Source organism: Bradyrhizobium aeschynomenes, assembly GCF_013178945.1.
Taxonomy (GTDB): domain Bacteria; phylum Pseudomonadota; class Alphaproteobacteria; order Rhizobiales; family Xanthobacteraceae; genus Bradyrhizobium; species Bradyrhizobium aeschynomenes.
Genome location: NZ_JABFDM010000011.1, coordinates 48382 through 63502, shown reverse-complemented (window position 1 = coordinate 63502; position 15121 = coordinate 48382). Strand labels below are relative to the sequence as shown.

10 protein-coding genes are annotated in these 15121 nt (G+C 66.4%); 7 read left to right on the top strand and 3 right to left on the bottom strand.

Annotation, left to right across the window (positions count from 1 at the left end; genetic code table 11):
* Positions 1–25: 25 nt before the first annotated feature.
* Entirely contained in the window at positions 26–904 is an 879-nt protein-coding gene (locus HL666_RS26635; protein WP_172115445.1) for a hypothetical protein, read from the bottom strand.
* A 297-nt stretch (positions 905–1201) separates the two neighbouring features.
* Between HL666_RS26635 and HL666_RS26630 the strand changes: the two genes are divergently transcribed.
* Together HL666_RS26630 and HL666_RS26625 are read left to right on the top strand one after the other, a co-directional pair.
* Positions 1202–1891: a flavin reductase family protein gene (locus HL666_RS26630; RefSeq protein WP_172184472.1), complete on the top strand. Its 690-nt coding sequence runs from the start codon at positions 1202–1204 to the stop codon at positions 1889–1891.
* Positions 1892–1972: 81 nt separating this feature from the next.
* On the top strand, positions 1973–4087 hold the full coding sequence (locus tag HL666_RS26625) for a tetratricopeptide repeat protein (RefSeq protein WP_172184470.1): 2115 nt from the start codon (positions 1973–1975) through the stop codon (positions 4085–4087).
* A 207-nt stretch (positions 4088–4294) separates the two neighbouring features.
* Here HL666_RS26625 and HL666_RS26620 read toward each other — a convergent pair whose 3' ends face one another.
* Entirely contained in the window at positions 4295–5347 is a 1053-nt protein-coding gene (locus HL666_RS26620) for an LLM class flavin-dependent oxidoreductase (protein ID WP_172131406.1), read from the bottom strand.
* Between the two features lie 904 nt (positions 5348–6251).
* Here HL666_RS26620 and HL666_RS26615 point away from each other — a divergent pair.
* Together HL666_RS26615 and HL666_RS26610 are read left to right on the top strand one after the other, a co-directional pair.
* Positions 6252–7283 carry an alpha/beta fold hydrolase gene (locus tag HL666_RS26615; RefSeq protein WP_172111727.1) on the top strand — a complete coding sequence of 344 codons (1032 nt, stop codon included), beginning with the start codon at positions 6252–6254 and terminating at the stop codon, positions 7281–7283.
* Positions 7284–7296: 13 nt separating this feature from the next.
* Entirely contained in the window at positions 7297–8253 is a 957-nt protein-coding gene (locus tag HL666_RS26610) for a fatty acid desaturase (RefSeq protein ID WP_172131405.1), read from the top strand.
* A 235-nt stretch (positions 8254–8488) separates the two neighbouring features.
* Here the strand turns inward: HL666_RS26610 and HL666_RS26605 are convergent, their stop codons facing one another.
* Complete coding sequence (locus HL666_RS26605) at positions 8489–10549, bottom strand: ATP-dependent helicase (protein WP_172184468.1); 2061 nt, start codon at positions 10547–10549, stop codon at positions 8489–8491.
* Positions 10550–10745: 196 nt separating this feature from the next.
* Here HL666_RS26605 and HL666_RS26600 point away from each other — a divergent pair, with 196 nt between their 5' ends.
* From HL666_RS26600 to HL666_RS26590, 3 genes are all read left to right on the top strand, one after another.
* Positions 10746–13061: a Tex family protein gene (locus HL666_RS26600; protein ID WP_172184466.1), complete on the top strand. Its 2316-nt coding sequence runs from the start codon at positions 10746–10748 to the stop codon at positions 13059–13061.
* A gap of 36 nt (positions 13062–13097) precedes the next feature.
* Positions 13098–13844 (top strand): Rossmann-fold NAD(P)-binding domain-containing protein, encoded by a 747-nt coding sequence (locus HL666_RS26595; protein WP_246741631.1) that lies wholly within the window; start codon positions 13098–13100, stop codon positions 13842–13844.
* A 285-nt stretch (positions 13845–14129) separates the two neighbouring features.
* Positions 14130–15110: a TRAP transporter substrate-binding protein gene (locus HL666_RS26590; RefSeq protein WP_172111722.1), complete on the top strand. Its 981-nt coding sequence runs from the start codon at positions 14130–14132 to the stop codon at positions 15108–15110.
* Positions 15111–15121 lie beyond the last annotated feature (11 nt).

The window sequence follows — 15121 nt, the reverse complement described above, 5'->3', positions numbered from 1 at the left end:
CTAAACAAGTACGGCTAAAGACGGATTAACGCGTGAGCTGGCGCGACAGTTCATCCGCCCGGATCAGCCGGCCGCCCTTCGGTGCTCCCTCCAAATCATTGACACGGATGAAGAAATTTCTGCCGGTCGGTTTCACGCGAAGGGCGATGCAGGCCATCTTCTGCGCGTTCGTGCGATATTTGATGATGTCCACCCGCTGGTCGGCGAGGCCGACCGATCCGACCGCGGCGGCTCCACGGATGCTCAGACCGGCCATGATCTGGCTATGGAACCCGCCGCTCACCACGCTCGGGTCGAACGAGAACTGAGACCGGTTGCTGCGCCAGTCCCAGCGCAGCGGGGCGTCGAAAGTGGTGCTGTCGGTCGCGGCATCGCATCGACCGCTGCGGCTGACATATCTGGTGTGAAATTCACCGAGGCTGCGGCCATCCTCGTTGTCGGACGCGTCATAGCCGTAGTCGTGGTACCGGTCATATTCCAGCGCCGAGACCCGCCCGTCGAACGAGGACGGCTCCCTGCCCCGGCAGGAGTCGAATTCGGCCTGTTTGGCGCGATCGAGCTTGATCTTCTTGCGGGCGGGCTCGGGATCTTTCTCGCTGGTATCGATCTTGCGGCCGGTCTTGACGACGATCGCGCCCGACCGCGGCTCGTCCTGAAAAAATTCCCGCGTGACGTAGATCAGCTGGGCTTCACCCCCGGAGAGCGAAAGGCCGCCGTCCGGCACGGCGGCCCATGTCTTGGTGTCCGGGTCCCAGTAGAACAGCTCCTGCGCAATGAAGCCATTCATGAGCTGTGCCACCGGGGTGCAGATATCCGCCTCGGCCGACGCGTGCCCGCTCGGCGCGACCCATGCCAACGCAACAGCAAACAATTGGAACGACGTCGCCCTCGTGAGCTTCCTCATCGCAACAGAGCCTCCCTGCCCGCAGCAGGATCATATCGCGTCAACCATCGGATGAGAAGATGCGTACGGCAACCATCGGGCTCGGCGGTTGCCGAGCCGGGGCGGCTGCGGCGGCCGGGATCGCCGCCTCTCCATCGTGAAGTCTCTCCCGTCACGCGCCGATTCCGATCCGCTCGGGAATCGGGTGGAGCGCATCGTCGCCGCATCGCAAATCTTCCGGGGCGAGACGGACGCATGCGCCCGTCCGCGCGGCGCGCGAATTTGCCGCCGGCATGCATCACCCTGGAGAGCGCTTCCATGCACACGACCATCGAGCCGGGCATCCTCTATTTCGGGACGCCGGTCGTCCTGATCAGCACCGTCAACGAGGACGGCAGCTTCAATCTCGCGCCGATGTCGTCGGCGTTCTGGCTCGGCTGGCGCTGCATGCTCGGCCTCGCCGCGGGATCGAAGACGCCGCAGAACATGCGGCGCAGCCGCGAGTGCGTGCTGAACCTGCCGTCGGTCGATCTGGTGGCTGCGGTCGATCGCCTCGCGCTCACCACCGGATCGGATCCGGTGCCGCCGATGAAGCAGCGCGGCGGCTATCGCCATGAGGCCGACAAGTTCGGCGCAGCCGGGCTGACGGCGATGCGATCCGAAACCGTCGCCGCGCCGCGCGTCGCCGAATGTCCCGTGCAGCTCGAAGCGCGGGTCGAGGCGATGCACGGCATCGCCGACGACGATGCCGTGCTGAAGGGCCACATCCAGTGCTTCGAGGTCCGGGTGCAGCGCGTTCACGTCGATGGCTCCATCCTGATGGAAGGGGCGCGCGACCGCATCGATCCGGACAAATGGCGGCCGCTGATCATGAGCTTCCAGCAGTTCTATGGCCTCGGCTCCAGGCTTCAGGATTCGCGGCTCGCAACGATCCCGGAAGCGGCCTATCGCACGCCGGATATCGCCCGCGCCCGCACCACCGCGAGCCTCGAGGCGGCCGCGAGCTGAGCGATTCGTGCCGCGCGTCTCGCCTGAAATCGTCCGGCCGCACGTTCAAGCCTGCATCCGGTGCGAGACGTCGAGGACATCATGGGGGCTGTTTCTGTCGAGAGACTGCTGATCGAGGCAGCCGATCACTACAATGCAGGGCGGGCCGGCCTGGCCCAGGTCGTCTGCGGCGAGATCCTCCAGGCCGCGCCGGATCATCTTCCGGCGCTGCATCTCTCCGCGATCCTCGCCTTCGCCGATGGCCGCATGGCGGAGGGCGCCGCGCTGCTCGGACGCGTCTTCGCCAGCGATCCCAACCACGCGCCGGCCTATGTCACGCTGGGCGATGCCCTCGCTGTCAAAGGCGAGCGCGAAGGGGCTGCGGATGCCTTCGCGCGCGCCGCGGCGTTGCGGCCGCACGACGCCGCCATTCACAGCAAGCTCGGCACGGCGCTGCTCGAGCTGTCGCGCCTCGCCGACGCCGAGGCTGCCTATCGCCATGCCCTCGAGCTCGACCCGGAACTGCTCCGCACCCGCTGGAATCTCGCGCTCGCCCTGGCGCGGCAGGGCCGGCTCAGCGACGCCGAAGCCGCGTATCGCGCGCTGCTCGAACGCGACCCATCCTATCCCGAAGCCTGGCGGGCGCTCGCGCAGGTGCTCGCCGACCAGGCGAACGACGCGGCGGCCGTATCGGCCTATCAGCAGGCGCTCGCTGCGCGCCCGGGGGATGCCGGCCTGCATCTCAGCCTGGGTGATGTGCTCTACAGGCAGCGCGCCTTCACCGAGGCTGCGCTTCATTACCGCCGCGCTGCCGATCTCGCGCCCGGCGATGCCAGCGCGGCGCGGCTGCTCGGCCATGCGCTGTACGAGGCCGGCCGTTCAGCCGAGGCCGTGGAGGCCTATCGCCGCGCGGCGGTGCTCGACCCGACCGATGTCGTCGTGCTCAGCAATCTCGGCGCCTGCCTGTGCGGCGCCGGGCAGCTCGACGCCGCCATCGCCGCCTGCGAGCACGCCCTGGCGCTCGCGCCCGATCACGCTCCGGCGCACACCAATCTCGGCATCATCCATGAGCTGCGCGGCGAGACCGGGCAGGCCGTCGCGGCGCATCGCCGCGCCGTCGCCGCCGATCCGTCCTACGGAAAGGGCTACGCCAATCTCGCGGTGGCGCTGCGCAATGCCGGCGACATCGACGATGCGCTGGCAGCGTCCCATTGGGCGGTCGCACTCGCGCCCGGCGACGCGCTGGCCCGGTACAACCACGCGCATTTTCTCCTGATGTGCGGCGACCTCCCGGCCGGCTTCGCCGAGCACCGCTGGGGCCGCGACTGCCCCGATCTCTCCGCGGGCATGCCGCGCTTCGATGTGCCGGAATGGCAGGGCAAGCCGCTCGCCGGCCGCACGCTGCTGCTGTTTGCCGAATACGGCATCGGCGATGCGCTGCAATTCGTGCGTTACGTCGATCGCGTGAGGGCGATGGGCGGCCGGATCGTGCTGCAGGTGCAGCCGGCGATCGCGCCGCTGCTGCGCTGTCTGGAGGCCGTCACCGTGGTCGCGCGCGGCGCGCCGCTGCCGCCGTTCGATCTGCAGCTGGCGCTGATGGATCTGCCGCGCATCTTCGGCACGACGCTGGCGACGATTCCCGGCGACGTGCCGTATCTCACCGCCGATCCGGTCAAGGTCGCGGCGTGGCGCAGCGTGCTCGGCCGCGCGCCGCAGCTCAAGGTCGGCGTGGTCTGGGCGGGCAATCCCCGGCACAAGGGCGACCGGCAGCGCTCGCTCGCCGCGCGCGACGTGCTGCCGCGGCTGGTGATGCCGGGCGTGCAGCTCTATTCCCTGCAGAAGGAGCCGCGGCCGGAGGATGTGCCCGCGCTGCTGGATCTCGGCAGCGACATCGTCGACCTCGCGCCGCTGCTGAAGGATTTCGCCGAAACCGCGGCCGCCGTCGCCGCGCTCGATCTCGTCATTTCCGTCGACACCTCAGTCGCGCATCTTGCCGGCGCGCTCGGCCGCCCCGTGTGGGTGCTGCTGCCCTACGCCCTCGACTGGCGCTGGCTGCGCGACCGCGCGGATACGCCGTGGTATCCGACCATGCGGCTGTTCCGGCAGGACAAGCCGATGGCGTGGGACGGGGTGCTGATGCGAGCCGCTGAGGAGCTGGCGCGGGTGGCGGCAGGAGAGCGCGGGCTGCTGTTGCCCGCCACGATGGACGTCTGCTGAGCGATGTGAGGGTGCTCTATCCATCCCACCGCTGTCGTGCCGGCCTCCGCGCCGGGACCCATAGCCCCGCGCCGCTGTTTGGCGAAGAGCGACGCTCAGCGTGCCACACAGAACGATCACGCGGTATGGGTCCCGGCGTTCGCCGGGACGACGGCGGTGGGTGTCGGACGACCGATGCTCACCAAGGCGCCGTCACGGCACCGCTGATCAGGACGCCGGCACCGCTTCCTGCGCCAGCAGTTCCCGCACCCGCGGCACCACCACGCGGCCATACAGCTCGATGCTGCGCATCAGCTTGGCATGCGGCAGCGGCCCTGCCGAGTACTTCAGCTGGAAGCGCGACAGGCCGAGCGCCTTGATGGTGGCGGCGATCTTTTGCGCCACCGTCTCCGGCGAGCCGACATAGAGCGAGCCGTGGTCGGCCTCCTGCACGAACTCGTCGCGGCCCATCGGCGGCCAGCCGCGCTCGCGGCCGATGCGGTCGCGCATGGTCTTGTAGTCCGGCCACAGTTCCTCGCGCGCCTGCGCATCGGTGTCCGCGACGTAGCCCGGCGAATGCACGCCGATCGGCTTCACCTCGCGGCCGAACTGCTTGATCGCGCGATGATACAAATCGACATAGGGCGCGAACCGCGCAGGTTCGCCGCCGATGATCGCGAGCATCAGCGGCAGCTCGTAATGCGCGGCGCGCACCACCGATTCCGGACTGCCGCCGACGCCGATCCAGGCCTTCAGCCGGCCGTGCTCGACCGGCGGATAGACGAGCTGCTCGCGCAGCGGCGGGCGCAGATGGCCTTGCCAGGTCAGCGGTTGTTGCGGCAGCAGGCTGACGAACAGATCGAGCTTCTCTTCGAACAGCGCCTCGTAGTCCTTGAGGTCGAAGCCGAACAGCGGGAATGACTCGGTGAACGAGCCACGGCCGAGAATCACCTCGGCGCGGCCGTTCGACACCGCGTCGAGCGTCGCGAACCGCTGGAACACGCGGATCGGATCATCCGAGCTCAGCACCGTCACCGCCGATCCGAGCCTGATCTTCGTGGTCCGCGCCGCGATCGCCGCCAGCGCCACCTCCGGCGCCGAAATCGCGAAGTCGCCGCGGTGGTGCTCGCCGAGCCCGATGAAGTCGAGCCCGAGCTGGTCGGCGAGCACGGCTTCCTCGACCACGTCGCGGATCACCTGGGCATGCGTGGCCATCGCGTCGTCAGCGCCGCGGGTGACGTCGCCGAAGGTGTCGAGGCCGAATTCGATTGCTGCGGTCATGTCTCGTTCCAATGCGTCGGGCCGTCATACGGCGTCCGTGCGTCAGCTGGAAGGGGCGGAGCCAGTTTGCAAGCGGGCGGTCGCGAAACACAGGGTTTCTCTATGGCAGCAAGGAAAGATCTCGCGGCTGGCGTGATTGCTGTTTTGTGGCACGTCATGCCCGGGCTTGTCCCGGGCATCCACGCCGTTCCCAGCATGCCGACGACGTGGATGGCCGGGACAAGCCCGGCCATGACCACGTGGAGAGAGACGCGCGCAAAACCGCGATCGTCATATGCGAAAGTCCTGCGTCCGCACGGCAGCCGCAATCGCCCAAAAATTCACCTTTCGGTTTTCCGAAAACTATGCTCTATTGCGCGCATCCCGCCTCATCGATGAGGGGCGTACGCGCGGTCGTCACGAGACGCGAGGCGGGGATGCGGTGGCCGTGGCGGGTCGCAGCGTGACGCAAGTCGCGCCGACGAACGATCTGCTGCGGACGGTCAAGCCGTGTGGTCCTGGCCTCCCGACGCTGAGGCCAAGTCCGTGATCTCTGCTCCAGGGCAGGCGCGGGCGATGGGGGCAAGAACGCCGGTCCCCAGGGAGAGCACGGAGCAGCCGTAAGCCCATCGCGCAGGGAATGCCGGATTGTCGGCTGAACCTGTGGTTCCTGCCGCCTGCATTTTTTTCGCAGGCGGGCCATGGGTGAGGCCTTCACCCGGCATTCCCTGCGCCCTCATTCTTTCGAGGGTGTGCAATCCTTGCCAGAACTCGGGCCTCAGCAGCCGCGGGAATGCGAGCGCGTGGGTGACGTGCCGCCCCCGCCGTTGCGCCGTTCACGCGAGCAGGCCATGCCAAAAAATGGGCGTGTGGCACGGCCGCGCATCACCTAGGCTCAGCTCATGGATGACACGGGACCACGCGCATGAAAGTCAGCGGCGAATATCAGATCTTCGAGGCGGGCGATGTCGTGCTGCAATCGGGCGCGACGTTCCGGTCGCTGCGGCTCGCCTTCAAGACGTACGGCACGCTGAATCCGGCCAAGGACAACGTCATCCTCTATCCGACGTCGTTCGGCGCCCAGCATGTCGATACCGAATGGCTGATCGGGCCGGGCGGCATTCTCGATTCAGACAGATACTTCATCATCATTCCGAACCTGTTCGGCAACGGCCTGTCGTCCTCGCCGTCCAACACGCGCGACCTGCTCGGCGATGCGCCGTTCCCGGCGATCAGCTATCACGACGCAGTCGCGGCGCAGCGGCGGCTGCTGGAGGAGCAGTTCGGCATCGCGAAGCTCGCGCTGGTCTATGGCTGGTCGATGGGCGGCATGCAGGCCTATCACTGGGCTGCTCTCCACCCGGACATGGTGGAGCGCGCCGCGGTCGTGTGCGGCAGCGCGCGCTGCTCGCCCTACAATCATCTGTTCCTCGACGCGGTGAAGGCGGCGCTGATGGCAGATCCAGCGTTCCAGAATGGCCGCTTCGTGGAGAAGCCTGTCGCCGGCCTGCGGGCGATGGGCCGCATCTATGCCGGCTGGGCGATGTCCTACGAGTTCTATCGCGACGAGGTCTGGCGCGAGCAGGGCTTTGCCTCGCAGGAGGACTATCTCGCCGCCACCTGGGATACCGCCTTCGCGCATCGCGACGCCAACAATCTGCTGACGCAGATCGCGATCTGGCAGGGCGGCGACATCAGCCGTTGCGACGCCTTCGGCGGCGATCTTGATCGCGCGCTGGCTTCGATTACCGCGCATATGCTGCTGATGCCCGGGCAGACCGACCGCTATTTCGACTGGCGCGACAATGAGCGCGAGCTGCCGAAGCTCATCAACGCGCGCTCGGCCGCGCTGCGGCCGATCCCATCGGTCCACGGCCACCGCGCCGGCAATCCGATCCGCATTCCGGCCGACCGCGACTTCATCAAAGCCCACGTTTCGACCCTTCTCCAGAGCTGAGTCCATATCTGTCATGACCGATGTGCCCACCGACGAATTTGCGCCCCGTCCGAAGTTGTTGACCCCGCCGGTGTTGCAGCAGCTCTGCACGCGCTCCAACCTCAAGGGCGCGTTGCGCACGCTGAGCCATTACGGCGCGATCATCGGCATGGGAGCGCTGATTGGAGCGGTCGCATCGACGCATGGGGTCTTGTGGACGCTGCCCTTGCTGCCGGCGCAGGGCGTGCTGATCGCGTTCCTGTTCATGGCGGTGCACGAGACCGCGCACAAGACCGCGTTCGACAGCCGCCGGCTCAATGTCGCCGTCGGCAATCTGTCCGGCTTCCTGATCGGGCTGCCCTATGAGTACTACTGCCTGTTCCACTGGGAGCATCACCGCCACACCCAGGATCCCCAGCGCGATCCCGAACTGATTGTCGGCCCCAAGCCGCGCTCCGAAACGCAGCTCGCGATTGCCTATTCCGGGCTGGTGCAGGTCGTCGGCCGTCTCAGGCTGGTGGTGAAGCACGCCGTAACCGGCGAGGTGACCGTGCCTTGGGTGCCTGCCGGCCGCCGCGCGATCATCGTGCGCGAGGCCCGCGTCTACGTCGCCGGCTACGCACTCTTGCTGTTCGGCTCGCTCGCGCTGCACAGCGCGCTCCTGCTGTGGGTCTGGGTGCTCCCGCTGCTGCTCGGGCAACTGATCCTGCGGCCCTATCTCTATGCCGAACACACCGGCTGCGATCACACGCGAAGCGCCTTCCACAACACCCGCACCACCTTCACCACGCAATTCGTGCACTGGCTCGCCTGGAACATGCCATACCATGTCGAGCACCACGCCTATCCGGCCGTGCCGTTCCACGCCTTGCCGAAGCTGCATGCGATCGTCGATGGTGAGATCAAGTATCGCGGGGAGGGGTACGTGGCCGTTACACGGCAGACGCTGGCGTGGTTTCGGACGCAGTGGATCACGAAGGCCAATTCATGATGAGTTGGTGCCGAACTCCTCGCCACGCAAACGGTGCACCCTCTCCCCTTGTGGGAGAGGGCGGCTTTCATGCAAAGCATGAAAGCCGGGTGAGGGGTCGCCACGAACTCCGGCCTGAATTTGCGGCACGAACCCCTCACCCGAGCGAGTTCGTGGCTATCAGTTGTGTAGCCCTCTCCCACAAGGGGAGAGGGCGCAATCATTGGCACCGTAGGAGCGCTGCTGCCGCGTTCGTTCACCGCCACCGCTCGCGCATTCGCGCACCCAGATCGATCCGCGGTCCCGCGCTCGCATATGCCGGCCCCGCCTGCACCTTCGGCCAGCTCACGCGCTCGAACAGCGGCACCAGCGCTTCCGGAATGAACCGCGTGCGCGAGGCGTAGACATGACGATCGCCGCGCACAGGCTGGCCATGGACGAAGAAGCGCTGCGGCACCAGCAGATGCAGGTCGTCCTTGGCGCGGGTCATCGCGACATAGAGCAGCCGGCGCTCCTCTTCCAATTCGGCGCTGGAGCCGGCGCCGAGATCAGACGGCATGCAGCCGTCGACGACGTTGAGCACGTGCACCGCATTCCACTCCATGCCCTTGGCGGAATGGATGGTGGAGAGGATCAGATAGTCCTCGTCGAGCAAGGGGACTCCGGCTTGGTCGGAGGTCGCGTCCGGCGGGTCGAGCGTCAGCTCGGTGAGAAAACGCTCGCGCGAGGGATAGCCGCTGGCGATCTGCTCGAGCTGCAGCAGATCGGCGCTACGCACCTCGGCGTCCTCGTGCACGCGCTCGAGATGCGGCTGGTACCAGTGCCTGACGCGCTCGATGTCGGCGGGCCAGTCCGAGACCCGCAATTGCTCCAGCATGCGCACGAACGCCGCCCAATCCTCGCCCGCGCGCGCCGGCGCCGGCTGTGCGCACAACGCACGAAGCGGATCGGCGCTCTCGCCGGCGGCATCGAGCAGCCGCTGTGCCGAGGCCGGGCCGATGCCCGGGATCAGGTGCAGCACGCGAAATCCGGCGATGCGGTCGCGCGGGTTTTCGACGAAGCGCAGGCAGGCCAGCATGTCCTTGACATGGGCCGCATCCAGAAACTTCAGCCCGCCGAACTTCACGAACGGAATGTTTCGGCGCGTCAGCTCGAACTCCAGCGGACCAGAGTGCGACGAGGTCCGGAACAGCACCGCCTGCTGCTTCAGCACGATGCCTTCCTCGCGCTTGGCCAGCACCTGCTCGACGACGTAGCGCGCCTGGTCGGTCTCGTCGCGCACCGTCACCAGCTGCGGCTTGCGCGAGGCCGTGCGGTCGGTCCACAAATTCTTGGTGAAGCGCTCGCGCGCCAGCCCGATCACGGCATTCGCCGCGGAGAGGATCGGCTGCGTCGAGCGGTAGTTGCGGTCGAGCGTGACGATGTCGGCGCGCGGGCTGAACTGATCGGGAAATTCCAGGATGTTGCGCACGGTGGCGGCGCGAAACGCGTAGATCGACTGCGCGTCGTCGCCGACGACCGTGAGACCCGCGCCGGTTGGTTTCAACCCCAGCAGGATCTGCGACTGCAGCCGGTTCGTATCCTGATACTCGTCGACCAGCACGTGGTCGAAGCGGTCGCCGATCTCGCGGGCGATGCTCTCATCCGCCATCATCTGTGCCCAGTAGAGCAGCAGATCGTCGTAGTCGAGCACGGCGTTGGCCTGCTTGGCGTCGACATAGGCCGCGAACAAGCCCCTGAGCTCGCCGGCCCATTCCGCGCACCAGGGAAAGTGCCGCACCAGCGCCTCGTCGAGCGGCATGTCGGCATTGACGCACCGCGAGTAGATCGCGATGCAGGTTCCCTTGGTCGGAAAGCGCCGCTGCGTGTTGGACAGGCCGCGCTCGTGCCGCACCAAATTCATCAGGTCGGCGGAATCCTCGCGATCATGGATCGTGAACACGGGATCGAGGCCCACGCGCTCAGCGTATTCGCGCAGCATCCGCGCGCCCAGGCCGTGAAACGTGCCGGCCCATGTCAGCCCCGACGTGATCGCTTCGGCCTGGCCGCCCAGCACTTTTCGCGCGATGCGCTCGACCCGCCGGTTCATCTCGCTGGCCGCGCGGCGCGAGAAGGTCATCAGCAGGATGCGGCGCGGATCGGCGCCGTTGACGAGCAGATGCGCGACACGATGCGCCAGCGTGTTGGTCTTGCCGGAGCCTGCGCCCGCGATGATCAGCAGCGGCGGCCCCGGTGCGGCCAGCGCACCGCCATGCTCGACCGCGCGGCGCTGCTCCGGATTGAGATCGTCGAGATATGTCGCGGCCGCTGCCTGCACGAATCGTCCCTCAGTCCAAGAGAATCCGCGATTTGCTTCGCGCGCGCAACGAGATGGCTCGGCTGCGACAGCGTTTTACATGATTCGCAACCGGTCTTTTTTGCCACGGTTGCCCACAGAGCGTCCGCCACCCGCTTGCGCCGGCGCGCGCGGACTCCTATCCAATCAGCCCCGTCACGAATCTCGGAAGAACACCGTGTCGAATTTTGCCTCCATCATCGCCGCTGAGCTCTCCGTCAGGGATGCCCAGGTCCAGGCCGCGATCGATCTGCTCGACGGCGGCGCGACCGTTCCGTTCATCGCGCGCTACCGCAAGGAAGCGACCGGCATGCTCGACGACACGCAACTGCGTACGCTGGAGGAGCGACTGCGTTATCTGCGCGAGATGGATGCACGGCGCACCGCGATCATCGAGAGCATCAAGTCGCAGGGCAAGATGACGCCGGAGATCGAGCTGGCACTGGCGACCGCCGACACCAAGGCGCGTCTGGAAGACATCTATTTGCCGTTCAAGGAAAAGCGCCGCACCAAGGCGCAGATCGCCAAGGAGGCCGGGCTCGAGCCGCTCGCCGACATGCTGATCGGCGACCCCATGAAGAATCCGGAAGACGAAGCCAAGGCGTTCATCAAGAAAGACGGCGACAATCCGGTCAAGGACGTCAAGGCCGCGCTCGACGGCGCCCGCGCGATCCTGGTCGAGCGTTTCGCCGAACATGCCGATCTCGTCGGCTCGCTGCGCGAGGAGATGTGGACGCGTGGCGCCGTCAAATCCTCGGTGCGTCACGGCAAGAAGACCGAGGGCGCCAAGTTCGCCGACTACTTCGATTTCTCCGAGCCGTTCACCAAGCTGCCGTCGCACCGCATCCTGGCGATGCTGCGCGGCGAAAAGGAAGAGGTGCTGCAGCTCGATTTCGGCGACGGCGAGCCGGAGGATTCGAAGGATCCATCGCTGTATGAGAACCGCATCGCGGTGACCTTCGGCATCTCGCGCCAGGGCCGCCCGGCGGATCAGTTCCTGTCAGACTCCGTGCGCTGGGCCTGGCGCACCCGCATCAAGACGTCGCTCGCGCTCGATGTCCGCATGCGGCTGTGGCAGGAGGCCGAGAAGGAAGCGGTGCGCGTATTCGCCGCGAACTTGCGCGATCTCCTGCTCGCGGCGCCTGCCGGCGGCCGCGCGACGCTCGGGCTCGACCCGGGCTTCCGCACCGGCGTCAAGGTCGCCGTGATCGACCGCACCGGCAAGTTCGTCGACCATGCCACGATCTATCCGCACGAGCCGCAGCGGCAGTGGAACGAGAGCATGCTCACGCTCGCGCAGCTCTGCATCAAGCATCGCATCGAGCTGGTCGCGATCGGCAACGGCACGGCGTCGCGCGAGACCGAGAAGCTGGTCGCCGACCTGATGAAGCTGAAGCCGGACCTGAAGCTGACCAAGGCGATCGTGTCGGAAGCCGGCGCGTCGGTCTATTCGGCGTCGGAGTTCGCGGCGAAGGAATTCCCCAATCTCGACGTCTCGATCCGCGGCGCGGTCTCGATCGCGCGCCGCCTGCAGGATCCGCTCGGCGAACTCGTCAAGGTGCCGCCGGCCTCGATCGGCGTCGGCCAGTATCAGCACGATCTCAACCAGTATGAGCTGGCGCGCGCGCTCGATGCGACCGTCGAGGACTGCGTGAACGCGGTCGGCGTCGATCTCAACACCGCCTCTGCGCCGCTGCTGGCGCGTGTCTCCGGCATTGGCGAGACGCTGGCGCAGAACATCGTCGCGCATCGCGATGCCAACGGGCCGTTCCCGACCCGCGACAAGCTCAAGGACGTGCCGCGATTGGGCCCGAAGGCGTTCGAACAGTGCGCCGGCTTCCTGCGCATCCGTGACGGCGACAATCCGCTCGATGCTTCCGGGGTGCACCCTGAATCCTATCCGGTCGTGAAGAAGATTCTCGAAGCGACCAAGAGCGACATCAAGGTTCTGATCGGCGACAGCAAGACCTTGAAGACGCTCAACCCGGCCAAGTTCGCCGACGAGCGCTTCGGCGTGCCGACCGTCTCCGACATCATCAAGGAGTTGGACAAGCCCGGCCGCGATCCGCGTCCGGAGTTCAAGACCGCGACCTTCCAGGAGGGCGTCGAGAAGATCACGCATCTCAAGCCGGGCATGATCCTGGAGGCGACGATCACCAACGTCGCCGCGTTCGGCGCCTTCGCCGATATCGGCGTGCACCAGGACGGTCTGATCCACATCTCGGCGATGTCCGAGAAGCGCATCAACGATCCGCGCGAGGTGGTGAAGCCGGGCCAGGTCGTGAAGGTCAAGGTGCTGGACGTCGACGTGCCGCGCAACCGCATCTCGTTGACGCTTCGTTTGTCCGATCCGCTGCCTGCAAAGGGCGAGAAGCGTACCAGCGCCCGTCCGCCGGCGGCCTCCCGCATGACCACGCGCGAGGAGAAATCGTCGGGCGGCGGCGCGTTTGCCGCGGCGATGGCCAGGGCGGCGGAGCGCCGCAAGGGCGCGTAAGCGCCCCGACGCCCATCATCAGTAGCACGTCGCGGAATGGAGCTCCCTTCCGCGGCGTTGAACGAAAAGTACGAGGCCACCTTCCGAACCGGGCGGGCAATGCCTACCTTCTCCCAGCCTGCTGGCCGGGGAGCGGAGATGTCAAAGCGCACCGTGATCATTGCCGGAGCCACCGGCCTCGTCGGCCGTGAGCTTCTGAGCGGCCTGCTCGCCGATCCGTCCGTCGAGCACGTCCACGCCGTCGGCCGCCGCGCGCCGGCGGTTGTTTCGCCCAAGCTGACCGCCCACGCCGTGGACTTCGCCGCACTCCCGGCTCTGCCTGCCGCCGATGAGCTGTATCTGGCGCTCGGCACGACCATCAAGGTCGCCGGCAGCCAGGCCGCCTTTCGTGCCGTCGATCACGATGCGAACCTCGCCGTTGCCAAGGCCGCGCTTGCGAGCGGCGCCAAACGGGTCGGGCTCGTCAGCGCAATGGGCGCCGATGCGAAATCGCGCGTCTTCTACAGCCGCGTGAAAGGTGAGTTGGAGCAGGATCTGGCCGCGCTGCCTTTCGCGGGCCTCGTCATTGCCAGGCCTTCGCTATTGGTCGGCGCGCGGGCGGAACTGGGGCAGCCTGACCGGCCGGGGGAGGAATGGGGCAACAGGCTGAACAAGCTCATCGGCTTCCTCATCCCCGCGAACTACAAGCCGATCATGGCTGCGGATGTCGCACACGCGCTGCTCGAGACCGTTCCGTCGGTCGATGGAGTCAGAGTGCTTCTGTCGGGCGCGATGCGCCGCTGACGGCGTCTCCTCTTGCGGTGTCCGCGATGAATTCTATTTATCAGAAGATGCCCCCGGTCGTAGCTACGAGCCAGGCGACCTTTTTTCGGCGACTGTTGATGATGAGCCCGTAATTCTACGGGCTCATCACTCCGAAGGCGCCGCAGAGTGACGTGTCACGGCAAGAGCTACTGATACTAACCTACGATAGTCGAAACTTCGACGACATCAGCATGAGCTCGCTTCTTAACGCCTTAACCATACCTCCCTCCTAGACTGCGCCGAGAACAACGAGCTCGGGATCTCATGCGCAGACAGCTACGAGAGATTTTATTTGCCGGACTGATGACCGCAGCCTTGCTCGGTCCGTATCACGCCGCAGCATCACCGCGAATGGTCTCGTTGGTTTTCAATTCGCAGCCGCAGAACCCGCAGCAGGTCGGGTCTGACGAGTTCCGCGTCAGGCTGCAGGCGCTCGCTGGCAAACGGCTCATCATCGACGAGCGCGCCGGGAACTCGTTCGGCAGCGAAGCGGCCGTGCTGGCTGCAACACGGAGCGGCGCGGTCGATATCGCGGTCGTGTCCGGAGGCATCGCGAGCGCTGTCGTTCCCGAGCTCGGCGTGTTCGACATTCCCTTCCTGTTTCGCGACACGGCCCATGCCAAGGCCGTCGCCACGGGACCGGTCGCCGCCGCGATCGGCGCGAAGTTCGCCGACAAGGGCTTGGTGCTGCTGGCGTTGGGCAAGCAGGGCTTCCGCAACCTGACCAACTCGAAGCGACCGGTTCGCTCCGTCGCTGACGTCAAGGGTCTGAAGATTCGCGTGATTCCCAACCCGGTCTATCAGATGACTTTCAAGGCGCTGGGCGCCGAAGTGGTGCCGATGGACTTTCCGCTGGTCTATGCCGCGCTCAAGGATGGACGTCTCGATGGTCAGGAGAATCCCGTGCCGACCATCGCGGCCAATCGCTTCGAGGAGGTCCAGAAACATCTGACGCTGACCGGCCATTTCTTTGCGCCGATCGTCTTCGTCGCCAACCGCGCAATGTTCGATCATCTGGACGCGAGCGAGCGCGAGGCGCTGATCGCAGCCGCGAGAGTCGCGGCGGAGGTGACCTGGAAGGCCGAGCTCGATGCCGAGAAGCTGGTCGATCTGCGCAAGGGCGGTATGGACGTCATCGAGACGTTCGATCGGAAGTCCTTCGTGGATGCGGTCAAGCCGCTGGATCCCGAATTCGAGAAGCGCTTCGGCAAGGAGCTGCTTGCCACCATCAGGTCTACTCCGTAACAGCCGGGCAA